Annotated in this window: 11 protein-coding genes and 1 tRNA gene; 5 read left to right on the top strand and 7 right to left on the bottom strand. The window is 40.5% G+C overall.

All coding sequences use genetic code 11. The annotated features are described in order from the left end of the window. Positions 1-89: 89 nt before the first annotated feature. From DI077_RS12505 to DI077_RS12495, 3 genes are all read right to left on the bottom strand, one after another. Complete coding sequence (locus DI077_RS12505; RefSeq protein WP_109019067.1) at positions 90-1,520, bottom strand: MBOAT family O-acyltransferase; 1,431 nt, start codon at positions 1,518-1,520, stop codon at positions 90-92. Next, a complete protein-coding gene (locus tag DI077_RS12500; RefSeq protein WP_109019068.1) occupies positions 1,520-2,776 on the bottom strand; it encodes an LA_2490 family SGNH/GDSL-type esterase in 1,257 nt (418 codons plus the stop codon). Before DI077_RS12500 ends, DI077_RS12505 begins: the two co-directional genes overlap by 1 nt. Before the next feature lie 188 nt (positions 2,777-2,964). Further along, positions 2,965-3,645, bottom strand: coding sequence for a DUF6989 domain-containing protein (locus tag DI077_RS12495; protein ID WP_109019069.1), 681 nt, complete (start codon positions 3,643-3,645; stop codon positions 2,965-2,967). A gap of 246 nt (positions 3,646-3,891) precedes the next feature. On the opposite strand from DI077_RS12495, the gene DI077_RS12490 reads away from it, so the two are divergent. Continuing rightward, positions 3,892-4,692, top strand: a complete 801-nt coding sequence (locus tag DI077_RS12490; RefSeq protein WP_109019070.1) for an SDR family oxidoreductase — start codon at positions 3,892-3,894, stop codon at positions 4,690-4,692. A gap of 86 nt (positions 4,693-4,778) precedes the next feature. On the opposite strand, the gene DI077_RS12485 is transcribed toward DI077_RS12490, so the two are convergent. Next, positions 4,779-5,189, bottom strand: coding sequence for a winged helix-turn-helix transcriptional regulator (locus tag DI077_RS12485; RefSeq protein WP_109019555.1), 411 nt, complete (start codon positions 5,187-5,189; stop codon positions 4,779-4,781). A 139-nt stretch (positions 5,190-5,328) separates the two neighbouring features. On the opposite strand from DI077_RS12485, the gene DI077_RS12480 reads away from it, so the two are divergent. Continuing rightward, positions 5,329-6,330, top strand: coding sequence for an NADP-dependent oxidoreductase (locus tag DI077_RS12480; protein ID WP_109019071.1), 1,002 nt, complete (start codon positions 5,329-5,331; stop codon positions 6,328-6,330). Between the two features lie 387 nt (positions 6,331-6,717). On the opposite strand, the gene DI077_RS12475 is transcribed toward DI077_RS12480, so the two are convergent. Both DI077_RS12475 and DI077_RS12470 read right to left on the bottom strand, forming a co-directional pair. Next, positions 6,718-6,791 (bottom strand) — tRNA-Val (locus DI077_RS12475). Further along, positions 6,756-8,114: an ATP-dependent helicase gene (locus DI077_RS12470; protein ID WP_109019073.1), complete on the bottom strand. Its 1,359-nt coding sequence runs from the start codon at positions 8,112-8,114 to the stop codon at positions 6,756-6,758. Before DI077_RS12470 ends, DI077_RS12475 begins: the two co-directional genes overlap by 36 nt. 62 nt (positions 8,115-8,176) lie before the next feature. On the opposite strand from DI077_RS12470, the gene DI077_RS12465 reads away from it, so the two are divergent. Next, the gene (locus tag DI077_RS12465) at positions 8,177-8,500 is read left to right on the top strand and encodes a DMT family transporter (protein WP_109019074.1); all 324 of its coding nucleotides are present in this window, start codon (positions 8,177-8,179) and stop codon (positions 8,498-8,500) included. A 92-nt stretch (positions 8,501-8,592) separates the two neighbouring features. On the opposite strand, the gene DI077_RS12460 is transcribed toward DI077_RS12465, so the two are convergent. Further along, positions 8,593-11,658, bottom strand: coding sequence for a SpoIIE family protein phosphatase (locus tag DI077_RS12460; protein ID WP_135354836.1), 3,066 nt, complete (start codon positions 11,656-11,658; stop codon positions 8,593-8,595). A 414-nt stretch (positions 11,659-12,072) separates the two neighbouring features. Here DI077_RS12460 and DI077_RS12455 point away from each other — a divergent pair, with 414 nt between their 5' ends. After that, on the top strand, positions 12,073-13,380 hold the full coding sequence (locus DI077_RS12455; protein WP_109019077.1) for an SMP-30/gluconolactonase/LRE family protein: 1,308 nt from the start codon (positions 12,073-12,075) through the stop codon (positions 13,378-13,380). Further along, entirely contained in the window at positions 13,377-14,384 is a 1,008-nt protein-coding gene (locus DI077_RS12450) for a VOC family protein (RefSeq protein ID WP_109019078.1), read from the top strand. The genes DI077_RS12455 and DI077_RS12450 overlap by 4 nt, the downstream gene beginning before the upstream one ends. Positions 14,385-14,387 lie beyond the last annotated feature (3 nt).

Here is a 14,387-nt window from a genome sequence, read left to right as displayed (position 1 = left end):
TTAAACGAAAAAATAAGACCCGGGTTCCGATTTTATTCGCCCGGGTTTTTTATGTACTAAGAATGTTTTTGTTTTTTATCTGCTAACAACTAAAACTGAAAGTATAGGAAAGGACTGGATACCGTTACGCTATAGATGAGAAATGCGGTGATATACATAACGGAACAGATAGTGTATAAAAACAGAGGACGTTCCGTGATAAAATCGAAATAGTCTTCTTTGTTATTCTGAACTATATCAACGAAGAATAAGAATCCGATTACTAAAATTAACGAAATAGGAAGATCCAACATGAGTCCTTCCGGCAATGTGAAAGCCCTACCTAACATCAGAAAGGAAACATCCACTGCATTGGGATAGGCGGGTGTTGGTCTTGCGCGGAAGAAAAATATTGTCACTATAAAAACAAAAAACGGATAAATCGGTTGGATGGCACGAGGAACCGAATCCCAGGCATTTTTTATAGCTTTGAATTTGAATGCAAATCTTTCTACAACCATCACTGCTGCGTGTACAGCTCCCCATATGATATAAGTCCAATCCGCCCCATGCCAAATTCCGGATACGAAAGTGGTAATGAATAGATTGATATAAGTTGTAATTTCTCCGCGTTTGCTTCCTCCCAGAAAAATATAAACATACTCTCTTAACCAACTGGAGAAGGAAATATGCCATCTTCGCCAAAGTTCGCCGAGTGTTCCCGATAGAAAAGGTCTGTCGAAGTTTTTGGGAATATGAAATCCTAAAATTCTGGCAGTTCCGATCGCAATATCGGAGTAACCGGAAAAATCACAATATACTTGAACTCCGAACAGGATTCCGGAAACCCAGATGGCTGCTCCGCTGTAGCTACTCGGGTCTGCGAAAACAGGATCGATGGCGTAGGATACTGGGTCTGCAATAAATGTTTTTTTGAAAACACCCCAAAACAGTTGTTTGAGTCCCTTGACCAGGTTTTCTTTTTGAAATTCTTTCGGTTCCAAAAACTGACTCAATACGTCCGTTGCTCTGAGAATCGGGCCTGCTACCAATTGCGGGAAAAAAGAAATAAACAAACCGAAATGGAAGATGGACTTCGCCGGCTGAACTACTCCTCTGAATACATCCACCGCATAAGATACAGCTTGAAGAGTAAAAAAGCTGATTCCCATAGGGAGAATGATTCCCAAAGAGGAAACAAAACCCGGATCGCATTCTTTTAGCCCAAAGAGACTGTTCCAGGCGGAAATGGAAAAATCTAAATATTTAAAAACAAACAGAAGACCGAGATTACTCCAGATGGATACGTTCAACCAGAATATTTTAGAACCTCTTTTGTCAGTCCGTTCCATTGCATCTACTGCCAATTTGGTGACTACGAAGGAAAAGATCAGTAGAAGTAAAAAAGGAACCCTGAATATCGCATAAAAATACAAACTTACGACAAACAACCAAAGTGTTTGAAATCTTTTCGGAAAAACAAAATAGAATAAAATTACGATCGGTGCAAAAATAAAATAATGAGCGGAATTGAATAACATTAACGAATACCTTTTTTTAATTCTTCCTTAAGCGCATCTGAAACCCATCGGTTTCCTATTTTTGTTAGGTGGCCATCTCCGGGTATAAAATAATCCTTTATACCTGCTTTTCCCATCTCTCCGGTCTTTTTTTGAAACGGAGCTCCGCACATTTTTTTTACATAAGGTAAGAGTTTGATTGTATCGACTTTTTTCTTTTCCCAAAAGGATTCCGCTTGGATGGAATAATTTCCCAAAGGACTATATTTGCCTTGAGCATAACAAAAAATTTCTTCCATTTGCATTGGTAGAAAAACAGGTGTTAGTTTGAAATTTTTGGCTTTGCTCAGTGCAATCATCCTTTCGTAAGCAGCAATAGTGACATTCGGTAGAGGGGGTAATGATTCGGGAGGAGAGGGTTTGTCCGTGCACGGAAATTCACTTGCAAGACTTGGCTCCGGACAGATTTGATTTTCGGTCTCCGATTTTGTCAGGTCGCAGATCGGTTTTTTGGGAGTTCTGGAAAAGGATTCTTTTATATATTGGAGAGGATTTGTGAATAAGGATTGGATTTCCGTTCGGGCGGATGTTTGGGAAATAGCGATCTGGACTTTGGTTTGTTCGTATCCCAACTTCAATGCTTGGAGAAAAAACGAGATTCGGGTAGCTTCGAATTGGATGTGGAAATTTCTTTTCCAAACCAAATCGTTTTCATGAAGTGCATCCGTTTCATCATCGGGAAGAATTCCCTGGTTGCGTAATACTTCCGGCATGGTGAAATCATTCGGTGAAATGAAAAATAAGACTTCTTTAACATTTGTTAATTGGTTTGTCATGTCTTCCAAACGTTTTGCCGCTCCCAGCGAACCGTAAGCATCCACACCTATATTGAGCGCTTGGTATTTTTCGCCGGAGAGTTCCAATTCGTCCAATTGGGAACAAAACGTATCTTCATCGGAGACTCCGAATCCCATGACCATACTGTCTCCCAAACAAAGAAGTTTCGAAGCATTGGGATCGGGTTCTTTTTTGCCTCTTTGTCCCAGAGAGTTTGTAGTGAATCTGCCTTCCCAGGCTCCTGAATAATGCCGGACAAATCTGCTTTCATTCGGCTGTAAACTCACTCCATAATCCGGATGGTAGGCGTGTAATAACTTTACATCTCTATAATACTGTAGGGCGGGAGGGTTGAAAAATCGAAGTGCAAATTCGACGAGGAGAAGGCTTGCGGCGGAAACCAAAAAAAATACCGCAGCACGACGAAAAAACGAATTCATCCCTCTAGAGTTCAATTTTAAGTTCTGGAAGCAAGCATTTCTAAGGTTGTTTCTTTCCCTTAAAATGTTCCGCCATCTTCAACGCAAAATTTTTTTTTCGTTCATGATTCTTTCTTCCGCAAGCCAGGGAAAAAAGAGAATGATCGCTAATAGAAGAAAAACCGTTAGGGAAGATAAGAATATCTTCTTCAAAAGATTTTTTCTATCACCAAATAGGAAATGGCAAGACTACCTGTATATTGAATCATAATCAAAGCCGCCATACCTATTTGGATGATATACGGTCCTCCGGAAAATCCCTGGTATGCCAGATAGCTTACCACACCCAAGATCATTTCAGGAACAAGCACATACAATGCTACATGGCCGATCATCTTTACATTTTGAGCATACCAGGAAGATAGAATCCACATAGTTGCTTCCGATGCACCAAAAATAGCTAAAGATAAAAATGCCACCCATAAGCAGGTTCCTAGTATGGAAACGGACTTTTCTTCCAATTTGATTCCGGTATATACTAATATAAAGAGGGGAATCACCCAAAGTCCTGCCATATAACCGGCGACAGTTCCTATTTTCGGAAATCCGTCTTCAGGAAATACCAAAACACCTAATACTTCGGATAAGAACCAATCCGGTAAAACCATAAGAATGGAAAGAGGCAATAAAAACTTCCAAATTTGAAAAGGTATGTGCCAACGTAACGGTTTCGTCAAAGAAAGGAAACTGATATGAAAGAAAATCGTAAGGGAAAATAATTTCCAACCCGGGCTTAAATCGGTAAAAACCAGGACAGAGCCTGCGACGATGGAATAAATAATAAAATAGAGTACCAGTAAGGATTCTTCTTGAGGCAGTCGGTTCTTCATATGATCCGCTATAATCTAATTTATGATTTTTAGAATGCAATCTTTATCCTTATGGGAGTAAGGATTTTTTTATGTGTCTGCAAATATAAAAACGAATTCATCACCTGTCCCAGGGCGGTCGAAATTTGATAATCCGAACTATTTTGGATTTAAACATTGAAATAATTAAAAAGTGATTGCATTTTGCAAGTGGATTTATGCGAATATTACTTGTATATTGAAAGTAATATAGTGGGCGCCAGAAAAATGAAACAAACAATTCTAGTAACAGGGGCATCTTCCGGTATTGGACTCCTTATCGCAGGCAGGCTGCATAAAAATGGTTATCATGTAATTGGTACGAGCCGTGATCCGAAAAAATACCAATCCCAGTTGCCTTTCAAATTATTACCGTTGGACATTTCCGATGACAACTCGATTGAATCTTTCGGCAAGCAACTATTCAGCCAAATCGATCGACTCGATGTGCTCATCAATAATGCCGGCTATTTGGTAACAGGGCTTGCCGAAGAGACCTCAGTTGCATTGGGAAAACAGCAGTTGGAAACAAACTTTTGGGGAACAGTCAAGCTCACAAATGAGTTATTGCCTTATTTCAGAAAACAAAGACAAGGAAAAATCATCACAATCGGTTCTTTCTTAGGTTTAATCGGTCTTCCTAATGTCGCTTACTACTCTGCCTCTAAACATGCTTTGGAAGGATATTTTAAAGCACTCAGATTTGAATTGAATCAATTTAACATCAAGGTGTGTATGGTGGAGCCGATGGGTTTCAAAACCAATATTGGTGAAAATGCAGCTAGAGCAACCGGGAGCATAAATGAATACGATTTATACCGACAAAAGATTTCAGCATTCACGAAAAGGGAATTCGATAAAGCCCCAGGTCCTGAACCTGTCGTAGACAAGGTAATGAATATCGTTGGCAAAAGAACGCCTAAATTCAGTTATCCTGTAGGAAAAGGTGCATCGATTTTTCTGGCGCTACAACAGTATGCCTATAATATTTTTGAAGGCGCAATTTTGAAGAGAGTGAACCAAACGTAAATAAAACTAAAATGCCATATCTATTCGCTGACCAATCGTAACCTTTGCGTTTGGTCAGCAAATATTGGACATGGTTTGCTTAAAGGTCACGTCCGCTCTAATTCTTTGGTCATTGCTTTGATGAACCCGGGCTTGTCCTTCTTCACCTCTTTCAACATCGCTTTTCTATCTGCGGGTATGGATGAATATTTTTCAGCCCATAGGTTTATTTCAATCAGTATGGGAAGCAAATCTATTCCTTTTCGAGTTAACTTATATAACACTTTTGCTTTGCTATCGGGATGATCATGTTTCTCTATGATCTTATTTTCTTCCAACGTCTGTAATCTTGACGCTAAAATGTTGGTGGCTATTCCTTCCTCTGATTTTAGGAAATCGCCATAGGTACATTCTTTTGCAAACATCAGGTCCCTGACGATCAATAGGGACCACTTGTCTCCCCACATATCGAGGGAGCAACTAATCGGGCAATCTGATCTTTTTTTTATTTGGGTCATAAAAAACTTCTTTATTACTTGCATTTTGCAAGTCTTTTAGTGTAGTGTTACTTGCATTTTACAATCAAAATTTAGCCCCAAGAATGTGAACTAAAAAAAACAGTAACAGCAAACATATTTTAGTATTAAGGAAAATTAAATGAAAGCACAGATTGTCGGTCATTACGGAAAGAAAACACGATTGAAATCGATTGAAATACCGGATCCGGAGATGCAAGAAGACGAAGTATTGATTCGGGTTGCGGCCGCCGGAGTCAATCTTCTGGATTCCAAAATTCGAAACGGAGAGTTCAAACTCATTTTGTCTTATAAAACACCGTTTGTATTGGGCCATGACGTGGCAGGAGTTGTGCTTAAAGTAGGATCCAGTGTAACACAATTTAAAGTGGGGGACGAGATTTATGGACGACCAGCTGACTATAGAATCGGTGCTTTTGCAGAGTTAATTGCAATGAAAGAGCAGGACCTTGCTATTAAACCTAGAGCACTCACTATGGAAGAAGCAGCTTCCATACCTCTGGTTGGTTTGACCGCCTGGCAAGCGCTAGTTGAAAAAGCTAATTTACAGAAAGGACAAAAAGTTTTCATTCAGGCGGGCTCTGGCGGTGTAGGAACATTTGCGATTCAATTGGCAAAACATTTGGGCGCAACCGTAGCAACAACGACAAGTACCCCCAATATGGATTTGGTAAAGAGCCTCGGAGCAGATGTTGTGATCGACTACAAGAAAGATGATTTCGAAAAAGTTCTGAGTCATTACGATGTTGTTTTGAATAGCCAAGACGGAAAGACTCTTGAAAAATCTATAAGAGTACTGAAGTCGGGAGGAAAGCTTATCTCTATCTCCGGACCGCCTGATCCGGATTTTGCGGAAGAAATTCAGGCGCCGTGGTTGGTGAGATTGATTATGCGACTTTTGAGTTTTAGTGTCAGGAAAAAGGCAAAAAGATTTAACATACACTATTCCTTTCTCTTTATGAGAGCAAACGGAAATCAATTGCGTGAGATCACTTCTCTCATCAATTCCGGTATTATACGTCCGGTTATAGATAAGGTATTTCCATTCGAAGCAACGAATGAAGCTATGGCTTATGTTGAAAGCGGACGTGCAAAAGGAAAGGTCGTCGTTAAAATTAGGTGAGAAGTTCTGGTCGTTCCGCTAGGCCAAAGCGGACAAATAAATACCGAGTTTTTGTAGCATTCCTGGGTAGTAGTAAATGTCTTTTTTTGCAGGTGATGCCACAGAAGCCCTTAAGGACGATGGAATTCCAGCACAGAATTAAATTAGCGATAAAGAAGCAGTGCATAATGAACGGTTTATGCCGCGGGAAGTTCACGAAATTCCTTTTAGTACTGCTCTTGCTGTGCCTATGGGACGACTTGCTCAACATGACTCCGAGCAAGATCTTGTTGTCGGAAGCTGTAGCCGACTACTGATTGTTAGATTTGGATTAGGATAAAAAAATGCAGCTGGGCAAACAGGGGGATGAAATGTAAAGTGAACGGGAAGGTACTTTACAAAATCATTTGGGAGATACTGGGATCGAACCAGCGACCTCTACCATGTCAAGGTAGCGCTCTAACCAGCTGAGCTAATCCCCCGAATGTTTTACCATTTCCCCATAGGAAAGGGAGGCGTAAAGCGCCTTTTGTTCTTGTATCGGCCTTCGGAAAATAACGGAATAGTTCGTCTTCCAGTCCTTTTTTAGATTCGGATTTTTCTTTTCCGAGGAGGATGAGTTTGTCTTTTGCACGGGAAAGAGCAACGTATAAGATTCTTCTTTCCTCTTCCATATCGTTTTCATCGGATTCTCCTGTTAGGTTCCAGCCGGAGCTGATATCCGTGATGACCGTTCCGAATTCAAGCCCTTTGGATGCATGGATTGTCAGCACCTTGTCCGGGGAAATTCCCGATTCGATCCATTCTCTTCTTCTGAAATTGGATCTGACGAGCAGAACTGTTTCCGGGTCGGTATCAAAAAAGGTTTTGAGTTTTTCTTTAATGATCTGCCGATCCCTTTTGGGATGTTCCATCACAAGAGATAGATAAAACATCTCTCCTTGTCTGTGAGAGATCACTTCTTTTGTGATTTTGTTTTTATTTCTTAGGATGGGTAAAACGGAAAGGTCGATGATTCCTTTTAAGGAACGATAGTTTTTGCATAATTGAAATACTTTCGTATCGGGAAAATGTTCAGGAAAAGATAAGAATGGTTCCGGTGTAGCTCCCCGAAATCCGTATATCGCCTGCCAGTCGTCGCCAACGATCGTCATATTTTCTATATTCATTTTTTTTAATATTCTTAATTGAAACCAGTCCGTGTCCTGAAACTCATCAACAATTACGGAATCGAATTCATTTGTCAGTTCCTTGGTCCAGCTCTCTCCGGATTCCAATTCCGATAGAACCGTAGTAATCAAATCGTCAAATTCGAATTTTTGTTCTTTTTGTTTGTATTCCAGTAATTCGTTTTGATAGCTTTCATAGACTTCGGGAAATTCCTTTTTGAATAATTTTCCGTTTCGGCTGAACAAAATGGAAAAAGGAATCCCTCCTATCTTGAATTTATGTTTGTTGAGGATATCTCTGGAAAGTTTGTCTTTTTCGACGTCGGTTAAAATCAGGATTCCTCTTTCTTTGAAATGAGGGTGAAGTCTTCGGAGCGATTGAAAACAGAACGCATGGAAAGTGGAAATTCTATATTCGTTTGACAAATGTTTTGTGATTGTTCGATCTCTGAACTCGTCGGTTGCTTTGTTTGTAAAGGTAACGATCAAAGTTCTTTGGGGTAGGATGGTCCTTCTTCTTTCTTGTTCTTCCAAAAGTCCGATCATGGTAGATGTTTTGCCCGAACCTGCCGCTGCGATTACTTGTTTTCTATTTGCTTTGGACTCGATGATTGCCAGTTGTTCTTCGTTCCACATGGAAAAGAAAGGTCGGTTTGACCCTAAATTGGCCCTTAAAAAGATGGTCTCTGGAGAAAAAAATGAATTGGATCGTGTTAATCCTGGCCGGAGTATTTGAAATAGGTTGGCCTTTGGGAATCAAACTTTCGGAATCGAGTGAATATAAAATCCCTTGGATCGGATTTTCCATTTTTTCCATGATCATCAGTGTGTTTTTGCTTTGGTACGCTCAAAAAACAATTCCGATGGGAACGGCTTACGCAGTATGGACCGGAATCGGTGCCACAGGAGCTTTTTTGTTGGGCATTATCGTATTCGGTGAATCTTCCAGTCTTTGGAGGGTATTGTCAGTCAGTTTGATTGTAATCGGTGTTATGGGATTAAAGCTTACGGGAGAGCATTAGAAACCGGACACGGCGCCATATATTCGTTAACGTTTTGTTATACTATCCTGCTAAGAATTTTGCATTTTATTCTTAGCAGGAAAATATCGGGATTAAATTTTTTCCAAATATTTAAGTATTTTTCTGGCGTTCTGATTTTCCGGATCGAGTTCCAATGCTTTCTCCGAAAGAACCTTTGCCTCCTCGTAATTTCCAGTTAGGCGATTTAGGTCGGATAAGTTGACCAGGTTGTTTATATTCTCCGGATGCAATTGGTAAACTCGTTTGGATGCTTCCAGAGAGGATAAATACCTTCCCATCTTCTTTTGAGACAAAGATAAATAATACCACATCTCTTCCGTATCCGGATCCATTTGCAAGTAATGATTGATTACTTCCACAGCAGTTGCATAATCCTTTCCTTTGAAACTCATAAGTCCGAACAATTTGTTCAACTTTTGATTATTCGGTTCAACGGAATGAGCTTTTGTCAGAACTGTGAGAGCTTCATTCACCTGTCCTTCGCGGTACAATTGTTTGCTTCTTCGATATACTTCGGTAATGTCCAGAAGTGCGTCTTCATCCTCTCTGATTTCGAGTTCCTGTTCTTCGAATTTGGAAGAGACAGGTTGTTCTTGAATGTTTTGAATTTCTTCCCGGGTCTCCTGGCCTTGAAAATCAATTCGTAGAAAAGACAAGTCATCCGTGATGTCTCCGATCTCTTTCAATGCTCCTTCGATTTCGAAAATATTTCCCTTTGTTTTTTCGATAATTCTGAGAATTGCAAATTCATCTTCATTGATCGTTCTTGTTCCCGAATTCGGCGTTAGGTCTATATCGTCGCGCCCGTCGGAACCGAGAATGATTATATCTCCGGGTTCCAACTGATATCTATACACTTGGAAACTGAATTCGGATTCCTGGCCTAATTTTCTTAAAAGTAACTCTTGTTCTATGAAACTCGCCTTTCCGTCCCGGTAGAGAATGCTGGCTGGGTGTTCCGCATTGAAATACAACATCTCTCCCGATTTTTCTTCGATGAGCAAAACAGTCGCGGAAATCACCATAGTTCCGTTAAACGATTTGAATACTGAATTTACTTCGTTATAAATATCTGTGAGCCATTCTTCCGGCTTCATGTCCAAAACTTTTTTATTGGATGCGGAGCGGGACATGATTGCATTGAATACAACACCCATTACCAATGCTCCGCCGGCTCCTTGCATGGATTTCCCCATTGCATCTCCGTTTAAGGCCATGATGTAGGTTTTGTAATCGTCCGGTTTTCCGAATTTTAACGTTCCTGTGATACAGATATCTCCACCCAAATCTGCGGTTTTGCTTTTGAATTCGAATTTCTTTTTTTGATGAATCACGAATTCGGTAGGAACTAACTTCGATTTATTGGCATTGAAAAATAAAGGTTTGGCGAGTAGGGAGGTAAGAAAGTAATCACCGTCCTGCTGAATTTTCAACTTTTGGACTTCGTCCATTTTTTCCTGGACTTCTTTGGTTCTGTCTTTCACCTTTTCTTCGAGATTGACTGCATAGTCTTCCAAATCTTTTCTTGCTTCTTTTATGGAGCTTACCATCGAATTGAAAGACCCGGCAAGGTAGCCGATTTCATCCTGAACTTTGATAGGAACTTGAATATCCAGATTGCCTTCGTTCACTTTGGTGACACCGGAAAGCAGGTCGTTCAGAGGTTTGACAAGACTGGAATGAAAAAATCTCGGGAAAATAATCAGAATGAGGAGTGAGGTTGAGAATATGATGTATATCAGTTTAACGGTATTTTTATGCGTGTGTTTCCGATATTCATCGTATGAAAATCCAACTTCGTATTTTGCGTTTTTCGTTATAAGGTCGAAATGTGTATAACGTTTGTCAGCTGTTCTGTAAAGGCGGTTTAAATTGATCTGCGAAGAACTATTCAGGTTCTTATAGGCCCTAGTTTTGCTGAAGCGAGACAAAGCTTCGTCTTCTTCCTCGGGAGTGGGGATATCTTTTTTTAGATTGCGACCGTTCTTTTTCAAAATCTCAGTCAGTAATTCCTTGAGAGTGAAATTTCTGACTTTTTTTTGTTCCGATAATACTTTATCAATGTTCAGTTGATCCGGATGACGATTGAATTCGATTTTTAAGTTTTCGTTAAATGGATCCGCATCTACCGGCTTGCGAATGATGTATTCGATGTCTTCGGCGATTTGATCATACTGTTTGTTCAATATAAAAGGTTTGGAACCTAAAATTTCCGCCCGCTTCTGAGTATCATATTCTTCTTCGCTGAGAGAAAGTGTGATATTGCCCACAAACCCAAGGACAAGAAGAACTGTTACGAGACTCACTCCGACCAATTTCACCATAAACGTAGTAGGTTCGGGAGAATTGTTGAGGTAAGTGATTACAAAGTAAAAGCAGATAATGAGTGTTATATTTGCAAACCCGAATGCATATAAATCGTATGTAACAAGGCCGGATTTATTCAATACGTTTAGGACAGCGATGAATAGAAAGATGATGATCGCTTTTGCAAAACTTTTGCAAGCTTTCGCATCTTCTCCTTTCGGATTTATGAACTTGATCCAGCCGACACAAAACCTGGAGAAAAGAAACATCGGATATTCCGAAAGAGATTTCGGTTTGGAAAGCCATTTTGAAAAAAATCCGCCGTAAGTAGAATATCGGATTGTTTTGCGGATGAGTATGGTTAGGGGAAATATTTGAGTCAAAAGCAATACGACTGCGTGCTGTGCACCGTAATCGAAAGTATAAAAATGTGCTGTGAAATTGTAGATGATGTCCAGCCGGGCTCCGGTATAGACAAGATCGGTAAAGGCAATCAAAAGTATTGTCAATGAGAGAGGTATCGCAATTTTAGCTTCTTTCGGTTGATCAAGTCTTGGAAACGTATAGACGAATCCGATCATTCCCGCATTTCCGAACATAGCGCAGCTGGTAAAAAACCGATGGTATGCGCCCCAGCTCGCATTTACGGAATATGCCAGGACATACCCGAATAGCATAAAGTTATAACCTAAGAACATCGCTGCAAGCCACCAAGTCGTAGGTGTTTTATTTTTTTTGCTTAATAGAAAAATAGCGAGTATCGCACAGATTAGATTTGCTGCAAAAACTCCGACAGAATGATAAGACCAAGCCAACCAATTTAAATCCATTTCGATGAACCCTATATACTTGATATATAGAGACAATCTAAAATGATATTTTCCTGCTAAAATTTACAGATTATCCTAAGGATACCGGATTCGTTCAAGCAAAGGATATGCAATTCATGTTACTCTATAGTTCGGGTGTTTCGAAACTTACTGATTCAAACGGTAGACAGGTATTAATGAGAAAAATATTGACCATGAAAAAAGGGGGACCGGAAGTTCCCAAGACCGAAGAGGGATCGGATCTTTTCCCTGCTTTGGGGGAAGTACGAATTCCAGTCAAGGCAACCGGCTTGAACTTTGCCGATATCATGATTCTGCATGGGTGTAATCGATCTATCGATTACCGAAACCAAAACCGGAAAGACGAATTGATGAAATGAACCGAATTGATTTAAAAAAATTAGGATAAAGAGAATGAAAAAAACGAGCATTATATTAACGGTAATTTGCCTCTCCGGTTTAACGATCTGGGTAACATCGGCACCTCCTTCTTATTACGAGCCGACGGGTCCGCGTTTCATGGAAAAAATTCCCGAGGAATTGACGAAAGCGGATATAGGAGATGTTATTTCTTCGGACGTCATCAGCCTTGTTCGCGAAATACCGGGCCATGATGAAATTTTACCGCTGAAGGGTTCCGACAAAATACTTGTTAGTGCTAGAGATGAATGGATTTGGCTCGTTGATTTAAAAACGGAGAAGGCCGAAAAATTGGCGAAGTCACCTGTTTCACCTACAGGGGCGCATATTGTTCCCGGCAAAGACGATCAGGTTTATTTTTGTATGGCTCGTCTCGATTATAACAGTTATGAGAAAGGTCCCGGATTGTACAGTCTGGACCTTGGCACCAAAAAATTTTCAGAAGTGGTAACTCGTGTTCCGCTAACTGGAATTATGCGTGAAGATGGTCTGGAAATTCCTAATTCAGTAGGCAATGATCGGGTAATCGTATACCCCGAGCCGTTCAAAGAAACAAAAGTAACGGATCTAACGGGAGACGGCAGTCGCCAACTTCAGTTCTGTAACGATCTGGCGGTTTCTAAAGACGGACGTCATGTATATATCACCGAACCGTTCAGTAATCCCAAAGCTTCTTCCGGTCTCGGAGCATTTGCCGAGGGAATTACATTGGCCCGAAACGGCAGAGTCTGGCGTTATGATACCATTTCCAAAAGTATCGGTCTTGTTGTTGAAAATATCATTTTCGCAGACGGAATCCTGATCGAATACGATAAGCAAGGAACAGAAGTTAGTTTGCTTATCAGCGAGACTGTTAATTTTCGGATTGGTCGCGCGCATCTTTCCGGTCCGACTTCGGGAAGTTACGATGTACTTTGGGACAATCTTCCCGGTTTGCCGGATGGATTGGATAGAGATTCATCGGGGCGAATATGGGTTGCATTGATTAAGGATCGCACGGGACTAATGACTTGGATGCATGCAAATCCCTGGATCAAACCGGCAATTCTTCGTATTCCTGCAAAATGGCTACCTAAATCCAAGGGTACAGGATTTTTCGCTTTGTCACCTGATGCGAGTAAAGTGATCGCATTTAGTCATCATAACGGTTCCAAAGTTCTCGATATATCCGTGGTCGTCCCGGGAGGGAACAAATTGTTTTTGCCGAGTTTTTATAAAGACAACACCGGTATTCATTACTTGCCGATTGACTCGGTTATTTCAAAATCGAATGTAGCAAATACAGGAGCCGGATCAAAATGAAAAAGTTTTCAATTATAATAATTATTTTAGTCGCTATTGTCTCTGTTTGGTGGGGAATTACCGCTTCACAAAGTGATTATCATGCGATAGAGAATTCCGATTTTTCTTATGCAACGGTGATCATAAACAGCCCCGATCCTGAGCGTCTTTCCGATTTCTATCGGAATGTTTTCGGAGCCGAAAAAATAAAATCAGGATACGAATGGAATCTGGTAGGTTCGGAAAAAGATTTCATATCTCTGAAAACACCTGGATACAGGGAAGGAGGACCACTCATTACGATTGGAAAGATAGATAAATCGGATGCAAAGCCGCCTTTGGCAAATGATTTGGGTTATGCGCATATTTGTTTTGAAAGTGATAATATCCCCGGTCTCATCAAACAAATCTTAAAGAATGGGGGGAAAATACTCAGCACCTTTGAAGATTTGGAAAAAGTTCCTGCAGCGTATGCAACCGACCCAGACGGGAATGTATTCGAGATACATCTGCCGTTTCCAACTCCTTTGACTCCGAAAACGATTTACCGTAGTTTGAATTCTCTCATACGCACCAACTTCAAGTTATCTCCACCGGAAACAGACATGATTCGTTTTTTACACGTTAACATAAATTCGGCGGATTGGAGCAAAACGGTTGTTTTTTATACCAAAATACTAAGCACGTCTGCGACCGGATTTGAGCGGGATTATAAAGGGGATTTTATAGAGAGACTAACTGGTGTAAGTGGAGCTAAAGTGCGTGGTAGACATGTCACGTTACCAGGTTATAGTGAGGGCGGTCCTACTTTCGAAGTTTTCACTTACAATCAATTTTCTTCCAAGGGACCGCTTAACAAGTCTGAGAAGGGAAGGGTTGCAACGGGTTTTCTGGTTCGAGATTTGAATGCAGCGGTGAATAAGGTTGTGCAAGAGGGAGGAATTCTTATCAGTCAAAACGGAAATCAAACAGCGTTACTCAAAGATATTGATGGTAACTTGCTCGTGTTTGCAGAGAAAAAGTGAATT

It is taken from the genome of Leptospira kobayashii (assembly GCF_003114835.2).
GTDB lineage: Bacteria > Spirochaetota > Leptospiria > Leptospirales > Leptospiraceae > Leptospira_A > Leptospira_A kobayashii.
The sequence above is the reverse complement of the archived record's forward strand: the minus strand, read 5'-3'. Positions and strand labels throughout refer to the sequence as shown.